This window comes from Enterococcus sp. AZ020, assembly GCF_050499205.1.
Lineage (GTDB): Bacteria > Bacillota > Bacilli > Lactobacillales > Enterococcaceae > Enterococcus_L > Enterococcus_L dunnyi.
The window spans coordinates 2,384,902-2,407,782 of sequence record NZ_JBIPAT010000001.1; the positions used below are offsets into that span (position 1 = coordinate 2,384,902).

Annotated in this window: 18 protein-coding genes, 1 pseudogene and 1 other annotated feature; of the genes and pseudogenes, 13 read left to right on the forward strand and 6 right to left on the reverse strand. The window is 38.3% G+C overall.

Annotation, left to right across the window (positions count from 1 at the left end):
- Positions 1-59 precede the first annotated feature (59 nt).
- Positions 60-680, forward strand: coding sequence for a recombinase family protein (locus IGI58_RS11370; RefSeq protein ID WP_087642226.1), 621 nt, complete (start codon positions 60-62; stop codon positions 678-680).
- Positions 681-819: 139 nt separating this feature from the next.
- Here IGI58_RS11370 and IGI58_RS11375 read toward each other — a convergent pair whose 3' ends face one another.
- The 3 genes from IGI58_RS11375 to IGI58_RS11385 all read right to left on the reverse strand — a co-directional run bounded on the left by IGI58_RS11375 (position 820) and on the right by IGI58_RS11385 (position 3,527).
- A complete protein-coding gene (locus tag IGI58_RS11375; protein WP_429953298.1) occupies positions 820-1,869 on the reverse strand; it encodes a glycosyl hydrolase family 18 protein in 1,050 nt (349 codons plus the stop codon).
- A 31-nt stretch (positions 1,870-1,900) separates the two neighbouring features.
- The gene (locus IGI58_RS11380; protein ID WP_429953297.1) at positions 1,901-2,485 is read right to left on the reverse strand and encodes a lytic polysaccharide monooxygenase; all 585 of its coding nucleotides are present in this window, start codon (positions 2,483-2,485) and stop codon (positions 1,901-1,903) included.
- 196 nt (positions 2,486-2,681) lie between these two features.
- The gene (locus IGI58_RS11385) at positions 2,682-3,527 is read right to left on the reverse strand and encodes a helix-turn-helix domain-containing protein (RefSeq protein WP_225534886.1); all 846 of its coding nucleotides are present in this window, start codon (positions 3,525-3,527) and stop codon (positions 2,682-2,684) included.
- Between the two features lie 399 nt (positions 3,528-3,926).
- Here IGI58_RS11385 and IGI58_RS11390 point away from each other — a divergent pair, with 399 nt between their 5' ends.
- The 4 genes from IGI58_RS11390 (at position 3,927) to IGI58_RS11405 (ending at position 7,477) form a co-directional block, all read left to right on the forward strand.
- The gene (locus IGI58_RS11390) at positions 3,927-4,667 is read left to right on the forward strand and encodes an acyl-ACP thioesterase domain-containing protein (protein ID WP_225534887.1); all 741 of its coding nucleotides are present in this window, start codon (positions 3,927-3,929) and stop codon (positions 4,665-4,667) included.
- Positions 4,668-4,801: 134 nt separating this feature from the next.
- Entirely contained in the window at positions 4,802-5,635 is an 834-nt protein-coding gene (locus IGI58_RS11395) for a DUF72 domain-containing protein (RefSeq protein WP_429953296.1), read from the forward strand.
- A gap of 34 nt (positions 5,636-5,669) precedes the next feature.
- Entirely contained in the window at positions 5,670-6,521 is an 852-nt protein-coding gene (locus tag IGI58_RS11400) for a Cof-type HAD-IIB family hydrolase (protein ID WP_429953295.1), read from the forward strand.
- Between the two features lie 437 nt (positions 6,522-6,958).
- Entirely contained in the window at positions 6,959-7,477 is a 519-nt protein-coding gene (locus tag IGI58_RS11405; RefSeq protein WP_087642233.1) for an HAD family hydrolase, read from the forward strand.
- Positions 7,478-7,651: 174 nt separating this feature from the next.
- On the opposite strand, the gene IGI58_RS11410 is transcribed toward IGI58_RS11405, so the two are convergent.
- From IGI58_RS11410 to IGI58_RS11420, 3 genes are all read right to left on the reverse strand, one after another.
- Positions 7,652-9,235 (reverse strand): ABC transporter, encoded by a 1,584-nt coding sequence (locus tag IGI58_RS11410; protein ID WP_429953294.1) that lies wholly within the window; start codon positions 9,233-9,235, stop codon positions 7,652-7,654.
- Positions 9,228-9,992 carry an ABC transporter ATP-binding protein gene (locus IGI58_RS11415; RefSeq protein WP_429953293.1) on the reverse strand — a complete coding sequence of 255 codons (765 nt, stop codon included), beginning with the start codon at positions 9,990-9,992 and terminating at the stop codon, positions 9,228-9,230. Before IGI58_RS11415 ends, IGI58_RS11410 begins: the two co-directional genes overlap by 8 nt.
- 143 nt (positions 9,993-10,135) lie before the next feature.
- Positions 10,136-11,497: an aspartate kinase gene (locus IGI58_RS11420; protein WP_087642237.1), complete on the reverse strand. Its 1,362-nt coding sequence runs from the start codon at positions 11,495-11,497 to the stop codon at positions 10,136-10,138.
- A gap of 192 nt (positions 11,498-11,689) precedes the next feature.
- Here IGI58_RS11420 and IGI58_RS11425 point away from each other — a divergent pair, with 192 nt between their 5' ends.
- The 8 genes and pseudogenes from IGI58_RS11425 to IGI58_RS11460 all read left to right on the forward strand — a co-directional run bounded on the left by IGI58_RS11425 (position 11,690) and on the right by IGI58_RS11460 (position 22,870).
- Complete coding sequence (locus IGI58_RS11425; protein ID WP_429953292.1) at positions 11,690-12,364, forward strand: HAD family hydrolase; 675 nt, start codon at positions 11,690-11,692, stop codon at positions 12,362-12,364.
- Positions 12,365-12,588: 224 nt separating this feature from the next.
- Positions 12,589-14,310, forward strand: a complete 1,722-nt coding sequence (gene ezrA, locus IGI58_RS11430; protein ID WP_087642239.1) for a septation ring formation regulator EzrA — start codon at positions 12,589-12,591, stop codon at positions 14,308-14,310.
- Between the two features lie 113 nt (positions 14,311-14,423).
- On the forward strand, positions 14,424-15,569 hold the full coding sequence (locus IGI58_RS11435) for a cysteine desulfurase family protein (protein ID WP_429953291.1): 1,146 nt from the start codon (positions 14,424-14,426) through the stop codon (positions 15,567-15,569).
- A gap of 187 nt (positions 15,570-15,756) precedes the next feature.
- Positions 15,757-16,305, forward strand: a pseudogene (locus IGI58_RS11440) (hypothetical protein).
- A gap of 314 nt (positions 16,306-16,619) precedes the next feature.
- The gene (gene thiI / locus IGI58_RS11445; protein ID WP_429953289.1) at positions 16,620-17,825 is read left to right on the forward strand and encodes a tRNA uracil 4-sulfurtransferase ThiI; all 1,206 of its coding nucleotides are present in this window, start codon (positions 16,620-16,622) and stop codon (positions 17,823-17,825) included.
- Between the two features lie 154 nt (positions 17,826-17,979).
- Complete coding sequence (locus IGI58_RS11450; protein WP_225534911.1) at positions 17,980-18,633, forward strand: redox-sensing transcriptional repressor Rex; 654 nt, start codon at positions 17,980-17,982, stop codon at positions 18,631-18,633.
- Between the two features lie 742 nt (positions 18,634-19,375).
- Positions 19,376-19,867 (forward strand): thiol peroxidase, encoded by a 492-nt coding sequence (gene tpx / locus IGI58_RS11455; protein WP_225534912.1) that lies wholly within the window; start codon positions 19,376-19,378, stop codon positions 19,865-19,867.
- A gap of 44 nt (positions 19,868-19,911) precedes the next feature.
- Positions 19,912-20,134, forward strand: a binding site (T-box leader).
- A gap of 90 nt (positions 20,135-20,224) precedes the next feature.
- Entirely contained in the window at positions 20,225-22,870 is a 2,646-nt protein-coding gene (locus IGI58_RS11460; protein ID WP_429953288.1) for a valine--tRNA ligase, read from the forward strand.
- Positions 22,871-22,881 lie beyond the last annotated feature (11 nt).

Here is a 22,881-nt window from a genome sequence, read left to right on the forward strand (position 1 = left end):
GATGATAGGGATTTTAAAAATAGGAGAAAACTCTTGGTTATCAAAGGGGGAGAAAAGCTATGGCAGTTATTGGGTATATGCGTGTTAGTACACATCTTCAAAAATTTGATTCACAACAACAGGCACTGGATGATTACGGTGTAGATATGATTTTTAAAGAGTATGAAAGTGGACGGAAAAGCTTTCGAAATGAGCTGAACAAGGCATTAGATATTCTTGAACCGGGCGATACATTTGTGATTTTCAAATTAGATCGGTTAGCAAGGGGAACAAAGCAGTTGCTTGTTTTACTGGAGCGGTTCAATGAACTGAATATCAATTTTGTCAGTATTGAAAATAACATCGATACCTCAACACCAATGGGCCGATTCTTCTTTACGATCATGGGTGCTTTTGCTGAGATGGAAGCAGAATTGATTCGGGAACGTGTTTTAGCAGGACTGAATGCTGCAAAGCAAAAAGGAGTGGTTTTAGGTCGACCGCCTTTAGTTGATCAGGTCAATGAAGCGCTTGAGTTATACCATAATACGAAGCTTCCCGCTGAACAAATTTCAAAACGCTGCGGGATTTCGATTTCTACCTTGTATCATCATTTAAGAAAAGAAGGCGTTTATCGAACAAAAACGACGAATGACCTAATCGATATGGGCGAATTTATGGTTAGAGGTACTAAAAATTAACGTCAGTTAAATAAAAAAGGCTGAGACAAAAGCGGTTAGTTCCCAGGAAATAAGCTGCTTTTGTCTCACCATTTATTCGAAAAAAGAGAGGAAAACTAAACATCCGTTTAGTTTTCCTCTTTTTTTCTTTTATGACCTGTTACTGTAAAATTTGCGCATATCTTGTTGCAAATTCATTATTGTATGATACACCATTGACATTTGTGCCGACATCCCAATTTGCTGACCAAGTCATCAAACCTTTGATTGGGTTGCCATCTTTTTTCAATTGATCTAATGCTTTGTAGACAGCCGTTGGATCGATAACATAACCGCTTCCAGCAGCATCTACATTTGCTGGTAAACCTAAGACCAATTTATCGTTAGGGATTTTTAAGAATGTTCTTGTTCCGTGGATCATTGAATCAGACATGTAATAAAGGAATTCATACTTAAGTGTATCGTCACTTTGTGGGATCCACTTCATGATTTCATCTACCCAGACACCATCGCCACCTTGATTATATAATTGTGGCGCAATATAGTCATAGTAGCCATCCAAAGAGGTAATATATTTTTCATAAGCAGCACCTGGTTTTAAATAGGGGAATTCAGGTGCCATTGTGATAATGAAGTTTTTACCTTGTGCTTTATAGTGATTTTTTACAATTTTTAGTGCTGCTGGAATAACAGTCTGATTATCACCTGCCGTAATAGCAGATTGTTCTAAATCAATATCAAGTCCGTCAAACCCGTAAGTTTCTACTTGGCGGATGATTTCATTGGCAAATGCCTGCTCATCACCAGCTTGTAATTGAATGTGAGCATCAGCTCCACCTAAAGCAAGTAATACAGCACGACCTTGACTGTTCAGCGTTGCTACATCCTGACGAAATGCCGCATCTGTTTTGTTGTAAGGGGCGAATGTCGGGATTCGACTGACACCGTCACTTTTCATAAAGGAAACAGGGACTACATTATAAGCTTTGTTGATGTCTGTTAAAGAGATATTTGCCGATGTTCCTTGTTTGTAGCCATCTCTTCCTTTAGACGCCCAGTTATGCCAATAGCCAACTAAGACCTTTTTATTTGCTACGCTGACCATATCACTGGCAGCATCAGCTGCTTCTACAGGTGTGCTGGTGAAAAGACCGCCGGCAAGGATACCGGAAACGATTAAAGCCGCTGGAATAAGTTGTTTGATTTTCATTCTAAATTCTCCTTTTGATCGATAAGTTGGATTATTTTACGTTCACGTCGATTGCTTGGTAAAATGCGTTTGTTGTATCATAGACGTTCCAAACTGCGTAAATAACATGATAGCCTTTACGATCAGCAGGGACAGTTACAGTGTGTTTAACACTTGCTTCAGGAATCGTCCCATTATCATCTACGGTACCGATCAAATCAAAATTTTTGATGTCTAAAGGTTGATTAGGGTTCCAACCTTGTTTTGTCATATAGTAGTTCCAAGTCGAAGTTCTGTGGCGTGCTGTCAGTGTCCAGGTGAGGCTAAGTGGACCTGCTGTAATATCTGATTTTACCCAGCGATCAGCAGTCTGCTCATCCAAAGGTTCGAATCCGGTCACACCAGCACTTGCTAACTTTCCAGTAATAAAGGTATTTTTAGTAGCTTCAATACTTTGAGGCTCCCATTCAGCACGACCAACATTTTTGTTGACTTTTCCACCAGCAGCACTACCGAAGTATGCACGGCTTCCAGGTGAAGAAACATATCCGTGGGCATCAGCAACTGCGGTTGTAACGAATAAACCTCCGGCTAATAAACTAAGTGACAGAACAGCTTTTAACAATGTCTTTTTCACTCTAATTCCTCCTAAAAAATGTTTTTGTAGCGCTTACAAAAAGATTATAACATTCTTATATATATTATTCAAATAATATATATAATATAAAATGAATAATTTATAAACGTATGATTTATAACTAAAAAAAAGAGAACAAATAACGTGGTATATCGCTATCTGTTCTCTTTTTCTAAGACGTATATTGTGGGGCGTTTTAGCGTTTCAATTCTTTTTCATCGTTTTTGATCACGTTCAAAAGACTTTGATTGTCATTAAAAGCAGCAAAAGCTTTCGCACTACTGTAGTCTGGGACAATCAAATCATCCGACAACATAAACGCATTGAATGCAGCTTCATAAGCTAGAAGATCCAGCATATAAAGTGATTGATAGGTCTTATTCAGCGCCATTCCTTTTGAAGCAAGCTCAAAGGCAGCTTCGTAGTTTTTGATCAAAGAATAGAATTTAGCTGTATTAAAGTAAACTTTTGTCGCCTTGATCGGCATTTTGACCGTCATTTTATTCAGCATTTCAATTGATTTTTCATAATAAACTTGTGCTTTATCTAATTCATCTGCCATTTCATAGACGATTCCTAAGCTATTGACAGAAAGGATCGCATAAATCGAATTTGCATCTCCAAGTTCATCCGCGCGATAAAAGTAAAATAGGCTGTCAGTTGTATTATTGTAGCCTAAGAGATTTGTGATCCCCATATAATAGAACCAGCGAATTTCCAATTCTCTATTTTGAAAATCAGAAACGTTGATCGTGGATTCTTTCAAAAGAGCTTGTGCTTCCTTATGCTTAAAGGTATTACATAACTCTTCTACTGTATTCAATAAATTTGTCAATTTTTTTTCGTCGTTATCATCTAGAACACTTTCTAGACTAAGGTTCAATCTTTTGCAGATCGCATCAAGGATTTCAAGACTGTCACAGATATTTTTATTTTCGATATTACTGATTGTTCCTTGGGTACAAATACCTGCAGCAAGAGTGACTTGTGATAGTTTTTTTTGTTTTCTTACGGAACGGATGATGTCTCCTTTGATTCTCATATAATTCCCCTCTATGTTTATGCATTATATTTATAGTTTTATATAATAGTATGGTATTATTCCTATAGAAGCAACTAATTTTTTGGAGGTATGGAGATGGAAACACTTTTAGAGTTACTGACTTTAGTGTCCCCTTACGGCAATACTGGACACGTATAGTTTGAAAAAATTAGTTCCTGGGAGTTTTTATGTGACAAATAGATAAGGGTGAAAGCTTTTCAAGATGGGAGATATTTTTTCTCTATTTTGGAAAGTTTTTTTATTTGATTTCAAAAATATCTTTTTTATATTTTAAACTTTTGTTTTCTCAATACGTTGATCAAGCCACGATCAGCGTTCTCACTTTAAAAGTCTTATGTTATAATTTAACTGGTTATGTTGAAAAAAGGAGGAGATCCAGTGGGAAAAAAATTTACAACACCATATGAAGTTGCATACTATGATGGAGATATTACAAGAAAGATGACAATTCCATCTATGCTGGCAGTGGTGATCAAAACCTCAGAGGAACAAAGTGATGCCTTAGAGCGTGGAGCGGATTACGTCGCGTCATTTGGTCTTGGCTGGGTCATTACGAATTATGAAATCCACATTACTCGTTTACCTATAGTAGGGGAAAAGCTGACAATAACGACGCAGGCAATGTCGTATAATAAATACTTTTGCTATAGAAATTTTTGGATCCATGATGAAGAAGGCAATGAATGTGTCTTGATCAAGTCAACGTTTGTTTTAATGGATAAAGAGAATCGAAAAATGAGTAGTGTATTACCGGAAATTATCGAGCCGTACGAAAGTGAAAAAATCACAAAAATTTACCGTGGTGAGAAAATTGAAAAAATAGAAGCAGGAGAGTTTCTTCCATATCGCGTCCGCTATTTTGATATTGATGGAAATCAACATGTAAATAATGCCATTTACTTTAATTGGTTACTAGACGTTTTAGGCTACGACTTTTTAACGACTTACGAGCCAACCTTCATCAATGTCAAGTTTGATAAGGAAGTAGAGTATGGTCAGGAGATAGAAAGTCACTTTGAAATACTCGATGAAGAAAGCGGCAAACAAACTCGTCATGAAATTCGGATCGCAGGTCAACTCTATTGCGAAGCAAACATGACTTGGAAAAAGAGCCAATAACTAGTACACGAAATTTAAAAAAAGATTGAGACAATTTTTTGTTTTGTCTCAGTCTTTTTTAGTATAAAATAAGAGAATGATCCTTTGAACGATTTGTTGGTAATAATTTAAAAATAGGAAGGATAGATGTTCTTTTGATTCGATTAGGTTTGACTTCTTTTAATGAGCATGATACGTTGACCGGAAAAAAACGTTCAACACTTTATGAATATGCGGGCTATCTACCATTCGTTGAGATGGACACGGTTTATTACGGTATTCCTAGACAAGAGTCGGTCACAGAGTGGACAAAATCTGTTCCTGATAACTTTCGTTTTGTCATGAAAGTATACAGCGGAATCAGCTGTCAGGGAGAGTGGCAGCAATATTATCAAAATGAGCAGGAAATGGTGACGGCATTTCTAACGAGCATGCAGCCAATGATCGAAAGCGGCAAATTGTATGCTTTTCTGGTTCAATTTTCAGGGACATTTAGCTGCACAAAAGAGAATGTTCAGTATTTGGAAAAAATCCGTCATTGGTTTGCCGGTTATCCGCTAGCGATCGAATTGCGAAATGGGTCATGGTATGCAGAGAAGTATCTCAAGCAGACATTGTCTTTCATGAAGAAAAATGACTTTTCGCTAGTGATCGTTGATGAACCGCAGATCCCAACCAATCCAGTCCCTTTTTTCCCATTTGTTACAAATGAACAGTTTGTTTTATTTCGACTGCATGGACGTAACGCAGCTGGTTGGATGGCCAACGACAAGGACTGGCGTAAAAAGAGAACCTTATATCGCTATAATGCTGATGAAATTGCAGATTTGAGTGAAGCGGTGGAAAAGATTGCTGGGTCAGCTAAAGAAGTCGGGGTGATTTTTAATAATAATTCCGGCGGCGATGCAGCAGGAAATCTGCTTGAGATGAAAGCGGCACTTGGAATAGAGTATGACCAGCTGAATCCAAAGCAGATCGATTTGTTTTAGTGTGAATATGAGTAATTTAAAGAAAGGACAGCGGATGATAAAAGCCATTTTTTTTGATATTGACGGAACATTGGTGAACAAACATGGCAAAGCGCTGGAATCGACTAAACAGGGAATCGCCATAGCCCAACAGCAGGGGATCATTTGCGGGATAGCAACAGGAAGAGGACCGATCCATCTTAGTCAGAAAATCGATGCTTTGAATTTAGATGTGTTTGTTACTTATAATGGACAGCTAGTTTACAATGATGAAAAGACGATTCGTTCTGCTCATTTTCCTGATGAAACGCTTAAAAGAATTGTTCAATTTTCTGACCGTTACCATCGTCAGATCATGTTTGGTAGCCGAAGGAGTATGGAGGGCAGTTCCTTGATGCGTTTTGGTCAGAATAAATGGGCTAAAAAGCTATCGCGCTTCATCCCTAAACGATTACCAATGACCTTTACAAAAAATTTGATAAGCCGACTTTCGATCCATCGGAAAGATCAACGTTATGCTGAACTAAGTATTTTGAAAGAGCCGATCTATCAATGTGTATTGTTGAGTCCGCCAAAAGAATTGGATAGGTTAAAAGAACAACTGCCTGATTGTCATCTGACCCGTTCCAATCCCTATACAGTAGATATCATTCCAGCAGGTGGTTCTAAGTTGATCGGTATTCAGCAGTGCGCTGAAGCACTTGGCATACAAATGGATGAGATCATGGCTTTCGGTGATAGCTGGAATGATTTAGAGATGTTATTAGGAGTAGGCATAGGTGTTGCAATGGGAAATGCGGAAGAGGCAGTGAAAGAAGCAGCTGATTTTGTTACACGATCGAATGAAGAAGACGGGATTTATCAAGCGTTACTGCATTATGGGATTATTTCTGATAATAATTTCTAGAAGCAAGACGAAGAAAATAAGTGAAGGTGTTGAGCATGAACGAGCTCATTCCGCTATTATTGTTATCTAGCTGCACAGGCTAGCCTTTCGGGAAAAAGATAAAAATAGAGTGAGGCAGAAAGCGCCTCAATCGATTTTTCCTATTTTCCTGTCAAGGCTGAGCGAGCCTGTTCCGCTTTTATCTTTATCTAGCTGCATGAGCCAGTCTCTTGGAAAAAGATAAAATATAAATGAGGCAAAAAGCACCTCAGTTATATTTTCCTATTTTTCAGTCGAGACAGAACGGCTCATTCCGCTTTTATCGTTATCCAGCTGCACAAATCAATCCTTAGGAAAATAGATAAATTGACGGTGAGACAAAGAGCGTCTCACTGTCAATTTCCTAATTTTCTACAGGATTAGACGATTTGTTCCGCTTTTAATTTAGGAGGTATGTTATGAAGATCGATGATCCATTTGAAAAAACTGAGGCATTTCACGAGAGGTTTGATAATAGACGGCCGGATGTACCAACGGAGTTTTCTCCTGAGCGTGCGGTAGCACGAGCGGGTTTTAAGATAGAAGAATTAGTCGAGTTTTTATATGGATCGGCGAATAATGATCCAGAAAAATTTGAACAAATGATCGAACAGCTGAAAGAGTCTGTCGATCAGGCTGTAGAGAAAGTATTGAGTAAAGAAAAAATCGTCACAGATCCTTTAGTTGAACAAGTAGATGCACTAGTTGATTTGCTTTATTTTACTTATGGTTCCTTTTCACTTTTAGGTGTGAATCCGACAGAAATTTTTTCGATCGTTCATGAAGCGAACATGGGCAAATTATTTCCAGACGGGAAGCCTCACTACCATCCCGTCACACACAAAGTGCTTAAACCAGATAATTGGGAAAAAGACTTTGCTCCTGAACCCAAGATCAAAGCTGAGCTTGAACGACAACGGGAATCAAAAAGAGGTTGAGAAAGAAGTGTTTAATCCCGAGAAATAAGAAAGAATTCACGAAAATTGTTTTCCAAATTTTTGTGAATTCTTTCTTATTTCCGAAGGGATTGCTTCTGCTCTCACCGTTTATCCAGATTCCAGGTGTCCTTGATTTGACTCGCAGAGTTTTGTCCCAGACACTTTTTTCAATGATCAATCAAATCGTTGCCAAAAGTTCTTTTGATAGTAAAGAATCAAGAGAAATGAAATGAATACAACTGCAGCCAATACCGCTAAATTCAAAGGCCAAAATGGGAAGTAAGCCGCAGCAAAACCATAACCTGCTAAAACGATCAAGCTTCCGAATATTGAAACAAGCAGAGTCAAAACTAACCCCACGTTTCCGCTGCCTCGACTGAATAATTGGTTTAGATTAGTCCAATCTAATAAAAGCAAGCGATGATCTCTAGCAAAAAATCTCAAACAAAGCAGATAACTACCTAAAAGTGCACCGACTATCAGACTAATAAGAAATAAGATCGGAAGTCGGAAAAGTAAGCCGCCAGCCAGAGCGATCCCACCAGTCAAAATCGATTGAACCACCAGCCCAACTTTGAATTTTTGTTTTAGATAATGACGCATTGAAATCGGTAATGAACGTACAAAATGAAAATTTTCTTGATCCAATGAAATAAGATTACTGATAAAAGAGGTCTGATTCGTTGTCATAAAGGCTAGTGCAACACCAGTTAAAAAGACAACACCAATAAAACGCGTTTCTAAATGGCTCAAATTTAGCGAACCGCTAAAAGCAAAAGAAACAATGAAAATCACAGGCATCAACAAAGAGCTGGAAAGCACCTGCATGATCAGATTTGGTTCCTTCAGTAATTGTTTGTTATAGTTAATGAATAGCTGATTTAGTGATTGATCAGATTTATGCTTACGTCGGCGAGTTTCAGTAGCAGACGAAGCATCTGCAAGTTGTTCATATAGTTTCGGTAAAATAAATAGTTTTATGGCACCTAATAATAAAATAAACACGAGCAAAAGTCCTGCAAAACTTGTCATTCCAGCAACCGAAAATGGAGTGGAAGCAATATGAAAAATAGGCATCAAAAAGCTGATCGGTTGCCTATCAAGTTGGCTTGTTTCGATCGACGAACTTTGAGCATTCATCGATAAGATCCCGATAATGGCGATGGCCATAGAAATACCTAACAAAAGACTAGTGACGATTTTCTTGTGTTTTTTAAAAACAGCCGTTCTAGTCAAACCAAAAACGATCAAACAGCAGATGGAAAAAACCAGAGCAATTATCAAAACAAATAGAACAATGGACAGCAGTAGAGTTAGGGGGATAAATATCCCAGAACGCCAGCCAGTTAATAAAAAGACGACAAACATAGGAAAGACAAATGGGACAACGGTTAAGGCCACAACAAGAATTTTAGCTGAAAAAATCGTACGTTGACGAAATGGCAAGGGTAGATAAGCAGCTAAATCCTGACTCTCAAAAAAGACATTATAAATAACTGAAATGCCTTGAGAGAACGCTAAAATTCCAAATAGGGCAACATAATACGTAAAATAACCAGGCATTTTGCTAAAATCGATGATGAACATCGTCAAGCCGTAAATAAATAGAAATAGAATACCAGAAAGTAAATATTGGCCGATCAAAGAACGAGTTAAAGCTTTTCCGCTTTTTCCTTTTTTTCTAGCCCGATCCGTTACCTGAGGATTGGCATAGCGCAGGTTGACACGTGTTAATTCAAGTAACTGACTTTTATTCATACTGTTCACCTTCAAGCGTTTGCGCTAGTTGTGCATCCGACTGACGACCAGCCATTTTTAAGTAGATCTCCTCTAAAGACTCATTAGGAGATTGATCAAGTAAATCATCCACAGAGCCATTGTAAATCAGTTCGCCTTTTTTCAAAATGGCTAGCTCGTCGCACAATTGTTGGGCAGTATCTAGGGCATGCGTTGAAAAAATGACGGTTTTTCCTTTAGCAGCATGTGCTTTCATCATTTGTTTCAAATCAAATGCAGCTTGCGGATCTAGCCCTTGTAACGGTTCGTCTAAGATCCATATATCAGGGTCTGGCAGCAAGGCGCCAATAATAATTGTTTTTTGCCGCATACCATGTGAAAAGCCGGCTAAGGTTTCATCTCGATGACTTTGCATGTCAAATAAAGTGGCAAGCTCGTCCAAACGCTGTTGTTTTTTTGATGCATCAAGTTCATAAGCTGCACCGATCAAATCCCAATATTCGTCAGCAGTCAATTGTAAAAAAATATCTGGTGTATCGGGAACAAAGGCAATTTTTTTCTTGATTGTTTCACGATGTTCAGATAATGATAATCCGTCGACTGCGATAGAACCGCTTGAAGGCTGGATAATACTTACTAAACTTTTGATCGTTGTGGATTTGCCGGCACCATTATGTCCTAAAAAGCCAAAAATTTCTCCCTGTTTGATGTTCAAATTCAATTCTTTTAATGCTTGTTTTGTACCATAATTCTTCGTTACATTGACCAATTCAATCATATACATTCCCACCTTTTTTCAAATTCAGTTATAAATCTATTGTACTCCAGCTAGAGTATTAAAAACATACAGCATATAAAAAAACAGACCAGAAAACGTTCAATCTGGTATGTTTTTAATATATTTGTGTAATAGACCGTTGATCAACTATTCTGGTCGGCAAAAAATGTTTGATAAAGTGCTTGTATTGCTCGTTTTTCCTGATCTTCACGAATACCAAACATGATACTGACCTCAGAAGACCCTTGGTTGATCATTTCCAAGTTGATTCTATTTTCTGCCAGCGCAGCTGTACTGTCAGCCATCACCCCGATCCGCTGACGCATTCCTTCACCTACGATCATCAGCATAGATAAACCGTGAGTGATACGTAATTCATCTGGTTCAAGTTCTTCTTCTAAGCGGTTCATCAATTCTTCTTCGATTTCAACTGTCAGTTGACGTTCTCTTAAAATAATCGAAATATCATCGATTCCAGAAGGCATATGTTCATAGCTTAAGCCTAATTCTTCTAAAATCTGTAGTAAACGTCGTCCAAATCCTAACTCTCTATTCATCAAGTATTTACTAATGTAAATGCTGGCAAAACCTTGGTCGCTTGCGATCCCAACTACTGGATCATGTTTGACCATCCGAGAAGTTGTGATCAATGTACCTGGATGAGAAGGATTATTCGTATTCTTGATCACTACTGGAATATTTGCACGGTAAGCAGGCATCAACGCTTCATCGTGAAGGACAGCAAAACCAGCATACGCTAGTTCACGCATTTCACGATAGGTCAATTCAGTGATAGTTTTTGGTTCACGTACGATGCCCGGATGAGCAACAAAAATACCATCGACATCGGTAAAGTTTTCATAAATATCCGCTTCCACACCAGCTGCAACGATCGATCCTGTAATGTCAGACCCGCCTCTTGAAAATGTACAAATCTCTCCAGATTCTGTAAAACCAAAGAAACCAGGAATGACTAAAATCTCTTCAGTTGCTTTAAAGGCATTGATCTTACTTAATGAGGATGGCAAAATACGGGCATTTCCCGGTTCATCTGTAACGATCAAGCCTAAATCAAGCGGGCTTTTGTAACAAGCGTTCAATCCGCGCTGCTGGAAAAATGCTGCCACCAATTTAGCATTATTGTCTTCACCGCTAGCTAAAAATGCATCGAGAAGATGCGGATTATTTTCTTTTGGTAATGTAGCTAATCGTTGGATCGCTTGCGTAATATCTGCTAAAATTTCCTTGCTCATGTTGAGTTCATCAAGAATTGCTTCATAACGAGCAACGATTTTTTCAATAGCAGCTGTCGTTTTTTCATTATTTAAATATGCATTGTAATAGGCTATCAGCAAATCAGTTACTTTGATATCATCTGAAGAACGCTTACCAGGAGCTGAAACAACGACAAACTTTCGTGAAGTGTCTTCTTTTACGATTGTTAAAACTTTTTCTAATTGAGCAGCAGAAGCGAGAGAGCTGCCTCCGAATTTTATGACTTTCACTTTTTTCACTCCTAATTTTAATAAATTTTTCATTAATAGTAAAAGGATACCGAAATATCTATAGAAAATCAACTACCAAAAGGTTATTTGTTTGTTATTTTCAGTTATTTTTCAACAAATTTCTTCATTTTTTTTCAAACTTTTGTTAGACTAGTAAAGTTGGACAAGAATTGAAGCAGAGGGAGCACAAAAATGAGACAAAAATACGAAGGGATCATTTTCGATATGGATGGGGTCTTAGTGGATAGTGAATCATTTTACTACCAGCGTCGAAAAGCCTTTCTTAAAGAATATGGGTTATCCATCGAAAAGTTACCGATCGCATCGTTTGTTGGGGCAGACATGCGCAGTTTATGGCAATTGATCCTTGAAGAAAATGATACAGAGTATGATGAAGTCTTTTTAACTGAGAAATACCATCAGTATAAAATTAACCATCCGATCGACTATAGTGAGTTGATCGAGCCGGATGCTAAAAGAGTTTTACAATTTTTAAAAAGAAAAGGCTACAAAATCGGGTTGGCATCATCATCAAAAATGGATGTTATTCAGGAAGTATTGAAGATCGGGCAGCTAACAAGTTTTTTTGATGTAGTCATAACGGGATCTCTGTTTGAGAAAAGTAAGCCTGATCCTAAAATCTATGAGCATACAGCAAAAGAGTTAGGTATAGCAGTAGAAGATTGTCTGGCTATCGAAGATTCTGAAAAAGGCATCCTTTCGGCTCATAGTGCTGGATTGACTGTTTGGGCATTGAAAGACACTCAGTTCGGTATGGATCAATCATTGGCAGATGATGATTTGGAGACATTAAGCGATGTGTGTAAAAAGTTGCAAGAGTTGGACAAAATAGGTTACACTGGCTAATGGTTGCCCTAAAAAATGAGCCAATATTACAAACTCAAAACATTTCTTAAAAAAATACAATTAGTTAGTGCTTGAAAGAACGGTTTGTGATATAATTTTCTGTAGGTGTTTTTAAGGACTATTTAAAGTAGATAAGAGAATCATACGATCCAATCCATTCAGAAGAGTTGCTTCTGAGAGAAGGTCGTATAGCATAGATGGACTAATAAACGGAGGTTCCCTGAATGAAGAATAATCTGATCATTATCGTAGTTTTAGCTATAATAATCATCGCAGCTGTTTTGTATTTAGTTGGATTTTTTATGAGAAAGAAAAATCAAATGAAACTCGATAATCTGGAAAAGAGGAAAGAAGAGCTGTTTGACTTACCAGTGATCGAAGAAGTCGACGATGTCAAAAAGATGCATATGGTTGGTCAAAGCCAAAACACATTTAGAGAATGGAATCAACGTTGGACGGAAATTTCGACTCGTTCTTTTGCAGAACTAGAAAGTCAGATATTTGAAGTTGAAGAGTTGAATGAATCTTTTCGTTTTATGAAAGCAAAAAAAGCCGTTGCTGCAGCTGAAGATACGATGGACGAGATGGAATCAGAAGTCGAGATCATCCGTAACGGATTAAGAGAACTGCGTGAAAGTGAAGAACGTAATTCACTTGAAGTTCAAAAAGCGCTGGATGTTTATGAAGAACTTAGCAAGTTGCTTCATGATGAAAAAGCTGAATTCGGTTCAGCCTATCCAGAATTGCAAAAACAAATCAAAAATATCGAACTTGAGTTTACTCAATTCGTTACATTGAATACATCGGGTGATCCGATCGAAGCTCGTGAAGTCTTGGAGAATGCAGAACGTCATACCTATGAATTAGATGATGTCATGAAACGTATTCCACCGCTTTATGATGAGCTGACTAGAACTTTCCCGGATCAATTGAAAGAAATCGAAGAAGGATACAAACGTCTGCTTGCAGATCACTATGTATTCCCTGAAAAGAATTTTACTGAAGAATTGAGACGCGTGCAAAAACGCGTGAAAAATTCAACAGTTGATCTAGAAAAAACAGAAGTTGATGCAGTAGAAGTAGCGAACCGTGATACTGCCAATGCCATCGATGCGTTGTATGAAATCATGGAACGTGAGATGAACGCGAAGAAATACGTAGTTACAAATCACAAAGTCGTTGGAGACTACATTGCACATACGCTAAAAAATAATCGTCAATTGATGATCGAATTGGATCACACATCACAAAGCTATACGTTGAATCATAATGAGCTAGGACGCTCAAGAGGCTTCCAGTCTGAGATCGAAGAATTGATTCGCCGTTATGAAGATTTCGAGCCGAAATTAAAAGAACATACAATTCCTTATTCAGAAGTTCAAGCATTCTTCAAGGATTGCTACAAGATTCTTGATGACATCGAAAATCAACAAGTTGAAATCGATGACTCATTAAAAGAATTGCGTAAAGGCGAAAAAGCAGCACAAGAAAAAGTCGATCAATATGATTTCCGTTTGCGTAATATCAAACGTTATGTTGAAAAACAACGTTTACCAGGATTACCAGCTGACTACTTGGAATTTTTCTTTGTGGCAACTGACCGCATCGAAGAATTAAGCAAGGCACTGAATAGAATTCGAATCAATATGGAAGAAATCAAAAAGCTTTCTGATTTATGTAACGAAGATTTGGAACTATTAGATAAAAAGACCAATGACTTGGTTAATTCAGCTGCATTAACAGAACAAATGATGCAGTATGCAAATCGTTATCGCCATACACATGAAGCAATTCGTGTAGCAATGGAAAATAGTTTAGAACTGTTCTCAAAAGAATATAGATACCAAGATGCATTAGATGAAATTGGCACAGCACTGGAACGAGTTGAGCCGGGAGCATTCAGAAGAATCGAAGATTTCTATTTCAATAATCTTGATGCAATTTAAAAATAAAGGGTGAGACGCTGGTCGTCTCACCCTTTTCTATTAAACTGCCTGTTGAACTGGTAATTCGAAAAGTATATAATAAGAAAGAATTTCAAAGAGAAGAAGGTAATGTAATGATTTATTTTGATAATAGCGCAACTACAGCTATTTATCCTCAGGTTTTGGATACTTATGTAAAAACAAGTCAACGAATCATCGGTAATCCCTCAAGTCTTCATGATTTAGGAACACAGGCAGGTCGCTTACTGGAAAAAGCTCGAGAACAAATTGCAGAGCTGATGCACGTCAAAACAAGTGAAATCTTTTTTACCAGTGGTGGAACAGAAGGCGACAACTGGGTATTAAAAGGAACTGCACTGGAGAAAAAACAGTTCGGACGTCATATCATTATTTCAAATGTGGAACACCCAGCAGTTTCAGAAACGGCCGAACAATTAGCAGAAAATGGCTTTGAACTTTCGATCGCACCAGTAGACGAAAATGGTCGTGTCAAGGTAGATGAGTTGGCAAAATTGATTCGTAAGGACACGATCCTTGTATCTGTTATGGCTGTTAACAATGAAGTTGGTACGATCCAGCCGATTCAGGAAATTAGCGAATGTTTAGAAGCTTATCCAACGATTCATTTTCATGTTGATGCAGTACAGGCGATTGGCAAAGTAAATCAAGAACAATGGCTGACAGATCGAGTTGATTTTGCGACCTTTTCAGCACATAAATTTCATGGTCCCAGAGGTGTCGGTTTTATTTACTGGAAACACGGGCGAAAATTAGAGCCGCTACTAAATGGTGGCGGTCAAGAAATGAATCACCGTAGTGGAACTGAGAATGTGGCTGGGATCGTTTCAATGGCGAAAGCATTACGTTTATATATGGATAAAAGAAATGAGAAACCAGAACATACAGCAATTATACGTCGTTATCTTCTTGAAGCCTTACAGGAGTATAGCAATGTAGCAATTTTTTCAAAAGATACGACAGAGTTTGCTCCGCATATTTTGTGTTTTGCACTAAAAGGCGTGCGTGGAGAAGTTTTAGTTCATGCATTAGAGGAAAAACAAATCTATACATCGACCACTAGCGCCTGCTCTAGTAGAAAAAAAATTGCCAGCAGTACTTTACACGCAATGAAGGTCCCTGATTCCTTAGCAACTTCCGCGCTTCGTTTGAGTTTAGATGAAAGTAATACGATTGCAGAAGCAGAACAGTTTATGATTATTTTTAATCAGTTATATAAGAAGTTTTCGATATTGAATTAAATAGTAAAGTGAGAAGCAACGGCTGTCCTAACGGATCGTAGTTGCTTTTTTTGATCAAAAACCAGAGAAGGACCGTATAATAAAAACGAGTAAATCACCAGATAAAGTTGATTTGACTGAAACCTATCTTTTGTATTTATTAAATAAGGATGGTACCCTCAATTTATCATAGCAAGGAGGGAATAAAATGAAGAACGGACATGAAATTTTGAACGATCCATTTCTGAATAAAGGAACAGCTTTTACCAAAGAAGAGCGTGAAAAATACGGGTTGAGTGGCTTGCTGCCGCCTTTTGTTCAAACGATCGAAGAACAAGCGGAACAGGCTTACCAACAATATCAAAAAAAGGCGTCTGCACTTGAAAAACGCCATTTTTTAATGGAAATTTTCAATACGAATCGGACATTATTTTATTTTTTATTTAGCTAGCATGTCGTGGAGTTCATGCCGATTGTATACGATCCCACCATTGCTGCACTCTTTGGAAGATTTGTTTTATCTCCTGTAGTAATGGCTGCCCTGATCATTTTTGGCGGCAGTATGCTGGGAAGTCTGCCTATGTTGGAGATAAAAACGTTAGTTGTTCAAGCATCTGCGCCTGCTCTTGCTGTTTTACCGATTCTAGCAAATGAGGCTCATGGAGACGTAAAATATGCGACTAATGTAGTGACAACGAGCACGATTCTTTTTGTAGTGGTTGTTCCGATCGTTGTCAGTCTTTTGCAGTTTTTATAGAATCTAATCTATCGATGCAAAATGATTCATTGTAATAAATGAAAAAAATTGTAGGTTATAGTCTCTTTTTAGAGTCCGGAATAAAACTGTTTTCTAGTTTTGTTCTGGACTCTTTTTTAGATGGGAATACGGTCTATCTTCATTGTTAAGCTGAAAAAAGGCGAAGTAAGTTGTCTGAATTAGGTGTTTAAATTTGGATGCCCCTGTGTTATAGTAGTTCAAGCAAATATTTATGTTGGCATTTCAAAAAAGGTAAAAGTACTTATAGCAGAAATGCTGATAAATCAAGCTTTATAAAGAAGGATTGAAGAAAATTGAACTATACAGAAATCATGGTTCGCTACGGCGAACTTTCAACAAAAGGGAAAAATAAAAAGAGCTTTATTTCTCAACTTGCGTACAATGTAAAACGGAATCTAGGTGATTTTCCCGCAGTTAAGATTCATGCTGATCGTGATCGCATGCATTTGTTGCTCAATGGAGAAGACAGTACGCAGATCATTCCGAAATTAGAAAAAATCTTTGGCATTCAAAATTTTTCTCCTAGTATTCAAGTAGAAAAAGAAATGCCTGTCATTCGCGAAATGGTGCAAACGATTATCAAAACAATCTATCAGCCAGGTCAAACTTTTAAAATCACGTCAAAACGTTCTGATCATAATTTTGAATTGGATTCTAATGAGTTGAATCGTGAGCTGGGTGGTGCAGTGTTTGAAGTTTGTCCAGGAATCACTGTACAAATGAAAAAGCCCGATATTGAAATTCGAGTTGAAATACGAAACGAAGGTGCGTACCTTTCTTATGAAACGATCAAAGGTGCTGGCGGCTTACCTGTTGGAACGGGAGGTCGTGGTATGTTGATGCTTTCCGGTGGAATCGATTCACCTGTAGCTGGATATTTAGCTATGAAACGTGGCGTGGAAGTAGAAGCAATCCATTTTGCCAGTCCACCATATACTAGCGAACAAGCATTACAAAAAGCCAAAGATTTAGCGGCAAAAATCGCACCTTATGGCGGCAGTATGCAATTTATAGAAGTCCCATTTACGGAAATTCAAGAAGAAATCAAACGAGTTGTTCCAGAAGGCTATTTGATGACTGTTACTCGTCGCATGATGTTACGTTTGACAGATGCTATACGTGAAGAAAGAAAAGGGCTAGTGATCATCAATGGTGAATCTTTAGGTCAGGTTGCTTCTCAGACGTTGCAAAGTATGGTGGCAATCAATGAAGTAACAAATACACCGATCATTCGTCCTGTTGTTTCTATGGATAAAGGTGAAATCATTGAAATTGCTGAGAAAATCGATACCTTTGAACTTGCGATCCAGCCGTTTGAAGATTGCTGTACGATTTTTGCTCCGCCGCAACCAAAAACGAGACCAAGACTGGATAAGGCACAAGCGTATGAAGCACGTCTAGATGTAGAAGGCTTGATGAAACGTGCTATGGCTGGTCTAAAAGTTAGTGAAATAACTGAAACGAGTGAACAATCAGAAGAATTTGCTGATTTACTATAAAAGTTGAAAGAATAGACTTGATAACGCTATCGAGTCTGTTCTTTTTATTTATTAGGTTTTTCTCATACCTGCTCTCTTTTTCACAAACAAGTTGCCTCATCTCAAGAAGCATGCTAAACTAGTTATGTGAAATGAGTAACAAGGAGAGCTGAAAATGAAAGAATTACATAAAGAAAAAAAGATGCCAAAAGCAACTGCGAAACGACTGCCTCTATATTTACGCTATTTAAAAATGTTGGGAGATTCTGGTGTCACAAGAATTAAATCAAAAGAATTCAGCGATGTGATTCAAGTGCCTCCGGCCACGATTCGTCGTGATTTTTCTCACTTAGGAGAATTAGGTCGCAGCGGTTATGGCTATGATGTACCATATTTAATTGATGTATTCAGCCATATTTTGAATACGCAAGAAGAAAAGAGAATTGCGTTGATCGGTTGTGGAAATCTAGGAAAAGCATTAGTGAAAAATAATTTTCGCCGTAACGAAAACCTGAATATCGTTTGCGCTTTTGATTCGTCAGAAGCAATCGTTGGTTTGTCGATCGATGATATTGTGATCCAACCGATGGAAAAATTGAAGGAAGAAGTTGAAAAAACAGGTGTGACTGTTGCGATTTCAACAGTTCCAAGTCAGTATGCGCAAGAGGCCATCGACAAGATTGTTGATGCAGGAATCACTGCTATTTTGAATTTTGCGCCAGACCGCGTGACTGTACCTAACAATGTGAATGTCCAATATATTGATTTGACGACAGAATTACAGACATTGATCTACTTTGACGAGACCTTTACTAGTAACAGAGCTTAAGAAGCAAGAACATTGTTATCTGGGTGAGCTTCTACTATACTTGATATAGATGCGGATGAATGAAAGGATTTTAGTGGTAATAAAATGTATTGCGCTTTTGCTGGGAAACACAGTGAATAAATTGAACTGATGTTGAAAGTACAAAACTTTCGCAAGAAAGTGTTGATCATTCGTATTATCTAGCTGTACATGCTAGCTCCTCGGAAAAAAAGATAAATATTGAGTGAGACAAAGAGCGTCTCACTCAATATTTCCTATTTTTCTGTCAGAGCTGAACGAGCCTGTTCCACATTTATCATTATCCAGCTGCATGAGCCAATCTCTCGGAAAAAAGATAAAATATAAATGAGGCAAAAAGCACCTCAGTTATATTTTCCTATTTTTCAGTCGAGATTGAGCGGCTCATTCCGCTTTTGCTGAGAAACACAGTGAATAAAATGAACTGATGTTGAACAGTACAAGACTTTCGAAAGAAAGTGTTGATCATTCGTGTTATCCAGCTGCATGAGCCAGTCTCTCAAGAAAAAGATAAAACCTGAATGAGGCAAAGAGCGCCTCAGTCATGTTTTCCTATTTTCTAGTCGAGACTAAACGGGCTCATTCCGCTTTTATCGTTATCCAGCTGCACAAACCGATCCTTAGGAAAATAGATAAATCGCCTGTGAGACAAAAAGCGTCTCAAAGCCAATTTTCTACAGGATCAAGCGGCTTATTCCGCTTTTAAATTAAGGAGGAGAAGTTAATGTTCGTAACTAAAAAAGGTGAGCAAGTTGAAATCATTGGTGAACAGCCTAAGGTGGGCATGAAAGCACCAGCATTTTCGTTGCCAAATCTTGATGATGAAATCGTGAGTCTTAAGGATCTTGCTGGTAAAACAGTGTTGATCAGCGTGGTTCCGGATATTGATACGCGCGTTTGTTCTTTACAGACAAAACGATTTAATCAAGAAGCTGCTAAAGTGGAAGAGGTTGTATTTATAACAATTTCAAATAATACTAAAGAAGAGCAAGCTAATTGGTGTGCTGCTGAGGGTGTAGATATGGAACTGCTTCACGATACAAAAGGAACATTTGGTGAAGCTTACGGTCTATTTATCCCGGCAATGGGTCGATTGGCTCGAGCTATTTTTGTCATCGATCAAGAAGGGACACTTGTCTACGAAGCTGTCTCAACTGAAATTGCTGAAGAGCCGGATTATGATTTGGCCTTAGAAAAAGCAAAAGCTGCTCGATGATTTTTTTGAAATTGACTTCTGTTCACTTTCAATGGTAGAATGTAGCAAAGACGTTGAACAAGAGGAGTATTACTGGCATCGTTTTAGAGAGAAGATCGATTGGTGGGAGATTTTCACATAACCAGTAAGAAGGTAGCTTGGGAGTCGATGATTTGAATTTAGTAGAATGATTCGAGTCGTGATCGTTACCTCACGAATGAAGTGGTGTTTGTAGTTGCAGACACAATTTAGGTGGTACCACGTATAAAAAGATTATGCGCCCTAGAATACGCAAGTATTTTAGGGCTTATTTTTATGTGTTTCATTGAATCAGTACTCACTAAAATAGTCGATAAAAAACAGGAAGAAGGATTTTGTATGACAGAAGAAAAAAATCTACCAACCAAATACCAGCCGACTGAGATCGAACAAGGTCGCTATCAAAAATGGTTGGATCAGGATTTGTTCAAACCAAATGGCAATAAAGAAGCTAAGCCCTATTCGATCGTGATTCCCCCGCCAAATGTAACAGGTAAGCTACACTTGGGACATGCCTGGGATACAACATTGCAAGATATGATCATTCGTCAAAAAAGAATGCAGGGATTTGACACATTGTGGTTACCTGGAATGGATCATGCTGGAATTGCTACTCAAGCAAAAGTTGAAGAAAAGTTAGCCGAAGAAGGAATTTCTCGTTATGATTTAGGGCGTGAAAAGTTTGTCGAACAAGTATGGGACTGGAAAGAAGAATATGCTTCCCATATTCGTGAACAGTGGGCAAAAATGGGTTTGTCTTTAGATTATAGCCGTGAACGTTTTACCTTAGATGAAGGATTGTCTCAAGCTGTCCGCAAAGTGTTTGTTTCGTTATATGAAAAAGATCTGATTTATCGTGGGGAATACATCATCAACTGGGACCCCAAAGCGAAGACCGCTTTATCAGATATCGAAGTGATCCACAAAGATATCGAAGGTGCGTTTTACCATATGAGTTATCCACTGACTGACGGAACTGGAGTGGTAGAAATTGCGACAACTCGACCTGAAACAATGTTAGGAGATACTGCAATCGCCGTTCATCCGGAAGACGAACGCTATCAAGCTTTAATTGGTAAAACAGTAACATTGCCTTTGGTAAATAAAGAAATCCCGATCATTGCAGATGAATATGTCGATATGGAATTTGGAACAGGCGTTGTAAAAATCACGCCAGCTCATGATCCAAATGACTTTGAAGTTGGTAACCGTCATGATCTTCCTCGTGTCAATGTCATGAATGAAGATGGTTCTATGAATGAGCTTGCTGGTAAATATGAAGGTATGGACCGTTTTGCTGCAAGAAAAATGATCGTTTCTGATTTAAAAGAAATGGGTCGTTTGATCAAAATTGAAACAATGAACCATAGTGTCGGTCATTCAGAACGGACAGGTGTTGTTGTCGAGCCAAGACTATCTACACAGTGGTTCGTTAAAATGGCGCCATTAGCTGAAAAGGCGATCGAAAATCAAAAGACAGACAATGCAGTTGAATTTTTCCCGCCGCGTTTTGACCAAACGTTCTTGCGCTGGATGGACAATGTCCACGATTGGGTTATTTCCCGTCAATTATGGTGGGGGCATCAAATCCCGGCTTGGTACCATAAAGAAACAGGCGAAATGTATGTTGGTATGGAAGCGCCGGAAGATGCAGAAAATTGGATTCAGGATGCCGATGTTTTAGATACATGGTTCAGTTCAGCACTTTGGCCATTTTCAACAATGGGCTGGCCGGACACGAATACTGAAGATTACCAACGTTATTTCCCAACAAGTACGCTGATTACAGGATATGACATCATTTTCTTCTGGGTAAGCCGGATGATTTTCCAAAGTTTAGAATTTACAGAACAGCGGCCATTTAAAAATGTCTTGATGCATGGGTTGATCCGTGCAGAAGATGGGCGCAAGATGAGTAAGTCTTTAGGTAACGGGATCGATCCGATGGAAGTTATCGAAAAATATGGTGCAGATGCATTAAGATGGTTCTTGTCAAACGGTTCAGCACCAGGTCAGGATATGCGCTTTAGCTATGAAAAAATGGATGCTGCTTGGAACTTTATCAACAAAATTTGGAACGCCAGCCGTTTTGTGATCATGAACGTTGAAGGGATGACTTTTGAAGACATCGACTTTAGCGGTGAGAAGACAGTTGCTGATCGTTGGATCTTGACACGCCTGAATGAAACAGTTGAAAAAGTAACTGACTTCTTTGAACGGTTTGAGTTTGGTGAAGCCGGCCGCCAATTGTATAATTTCATCTGGGATGATTTCTGTGACTGGTATATTGAAATGAGTAAGGAAATCTTATATGGTGAAAATGAAACGGCTAAACAAACAACACGTAGCATTTTAGTGTATACACTAGATCAGATTTTACGTTTGTTACACCCGATCATGCCGTTTGTAACCGAAGAAATCTGGGAAAACATCCCGCATCAAGGAGAATCTCTAGTCATTGCAGAGTACCCGGTCGTACATGAAGAGTTTTCTGACGAAACGGCTGCTCGCGGAATGGAAGTTCTAAAAGAATTGATTCGTGCAGTCCGAAACATTCGAGCAGAAGTGAATACACCATTATCTAAACCAATCACACTATTGATCAAAACAAATGATGCAGCTGTCGACAAGTTTTTGGTCGAAAACACAAGTTATATTGAACGCTTCTGTAACCCGGAAGAGTTGACGATTTCAAGTGATATTACAGCACCGGAATTAGCTATGTCTGCTGTTCTAACAGGAGCAGAACTTTATTTGCCGCTTGCAGGACTGATCAATATTGAAGAAGAAATTGCTCGTTTAGAGAAAGAATTAGAAAAGTGGACGCAAGAAGTAAAACGCGTGCAAGGAAAATTAGCGAATGAACGCTTTGTAGCGAATGCGCCGGATGAAGTGGTTCAGGCAGAAAAAGAAAAAGAAAAAGATTATCTAGAAAAACAAGTAGTTGTGAAAGAACGAATTGCCCAATTACGTACCGTTGAATAAATGAAAAAGGG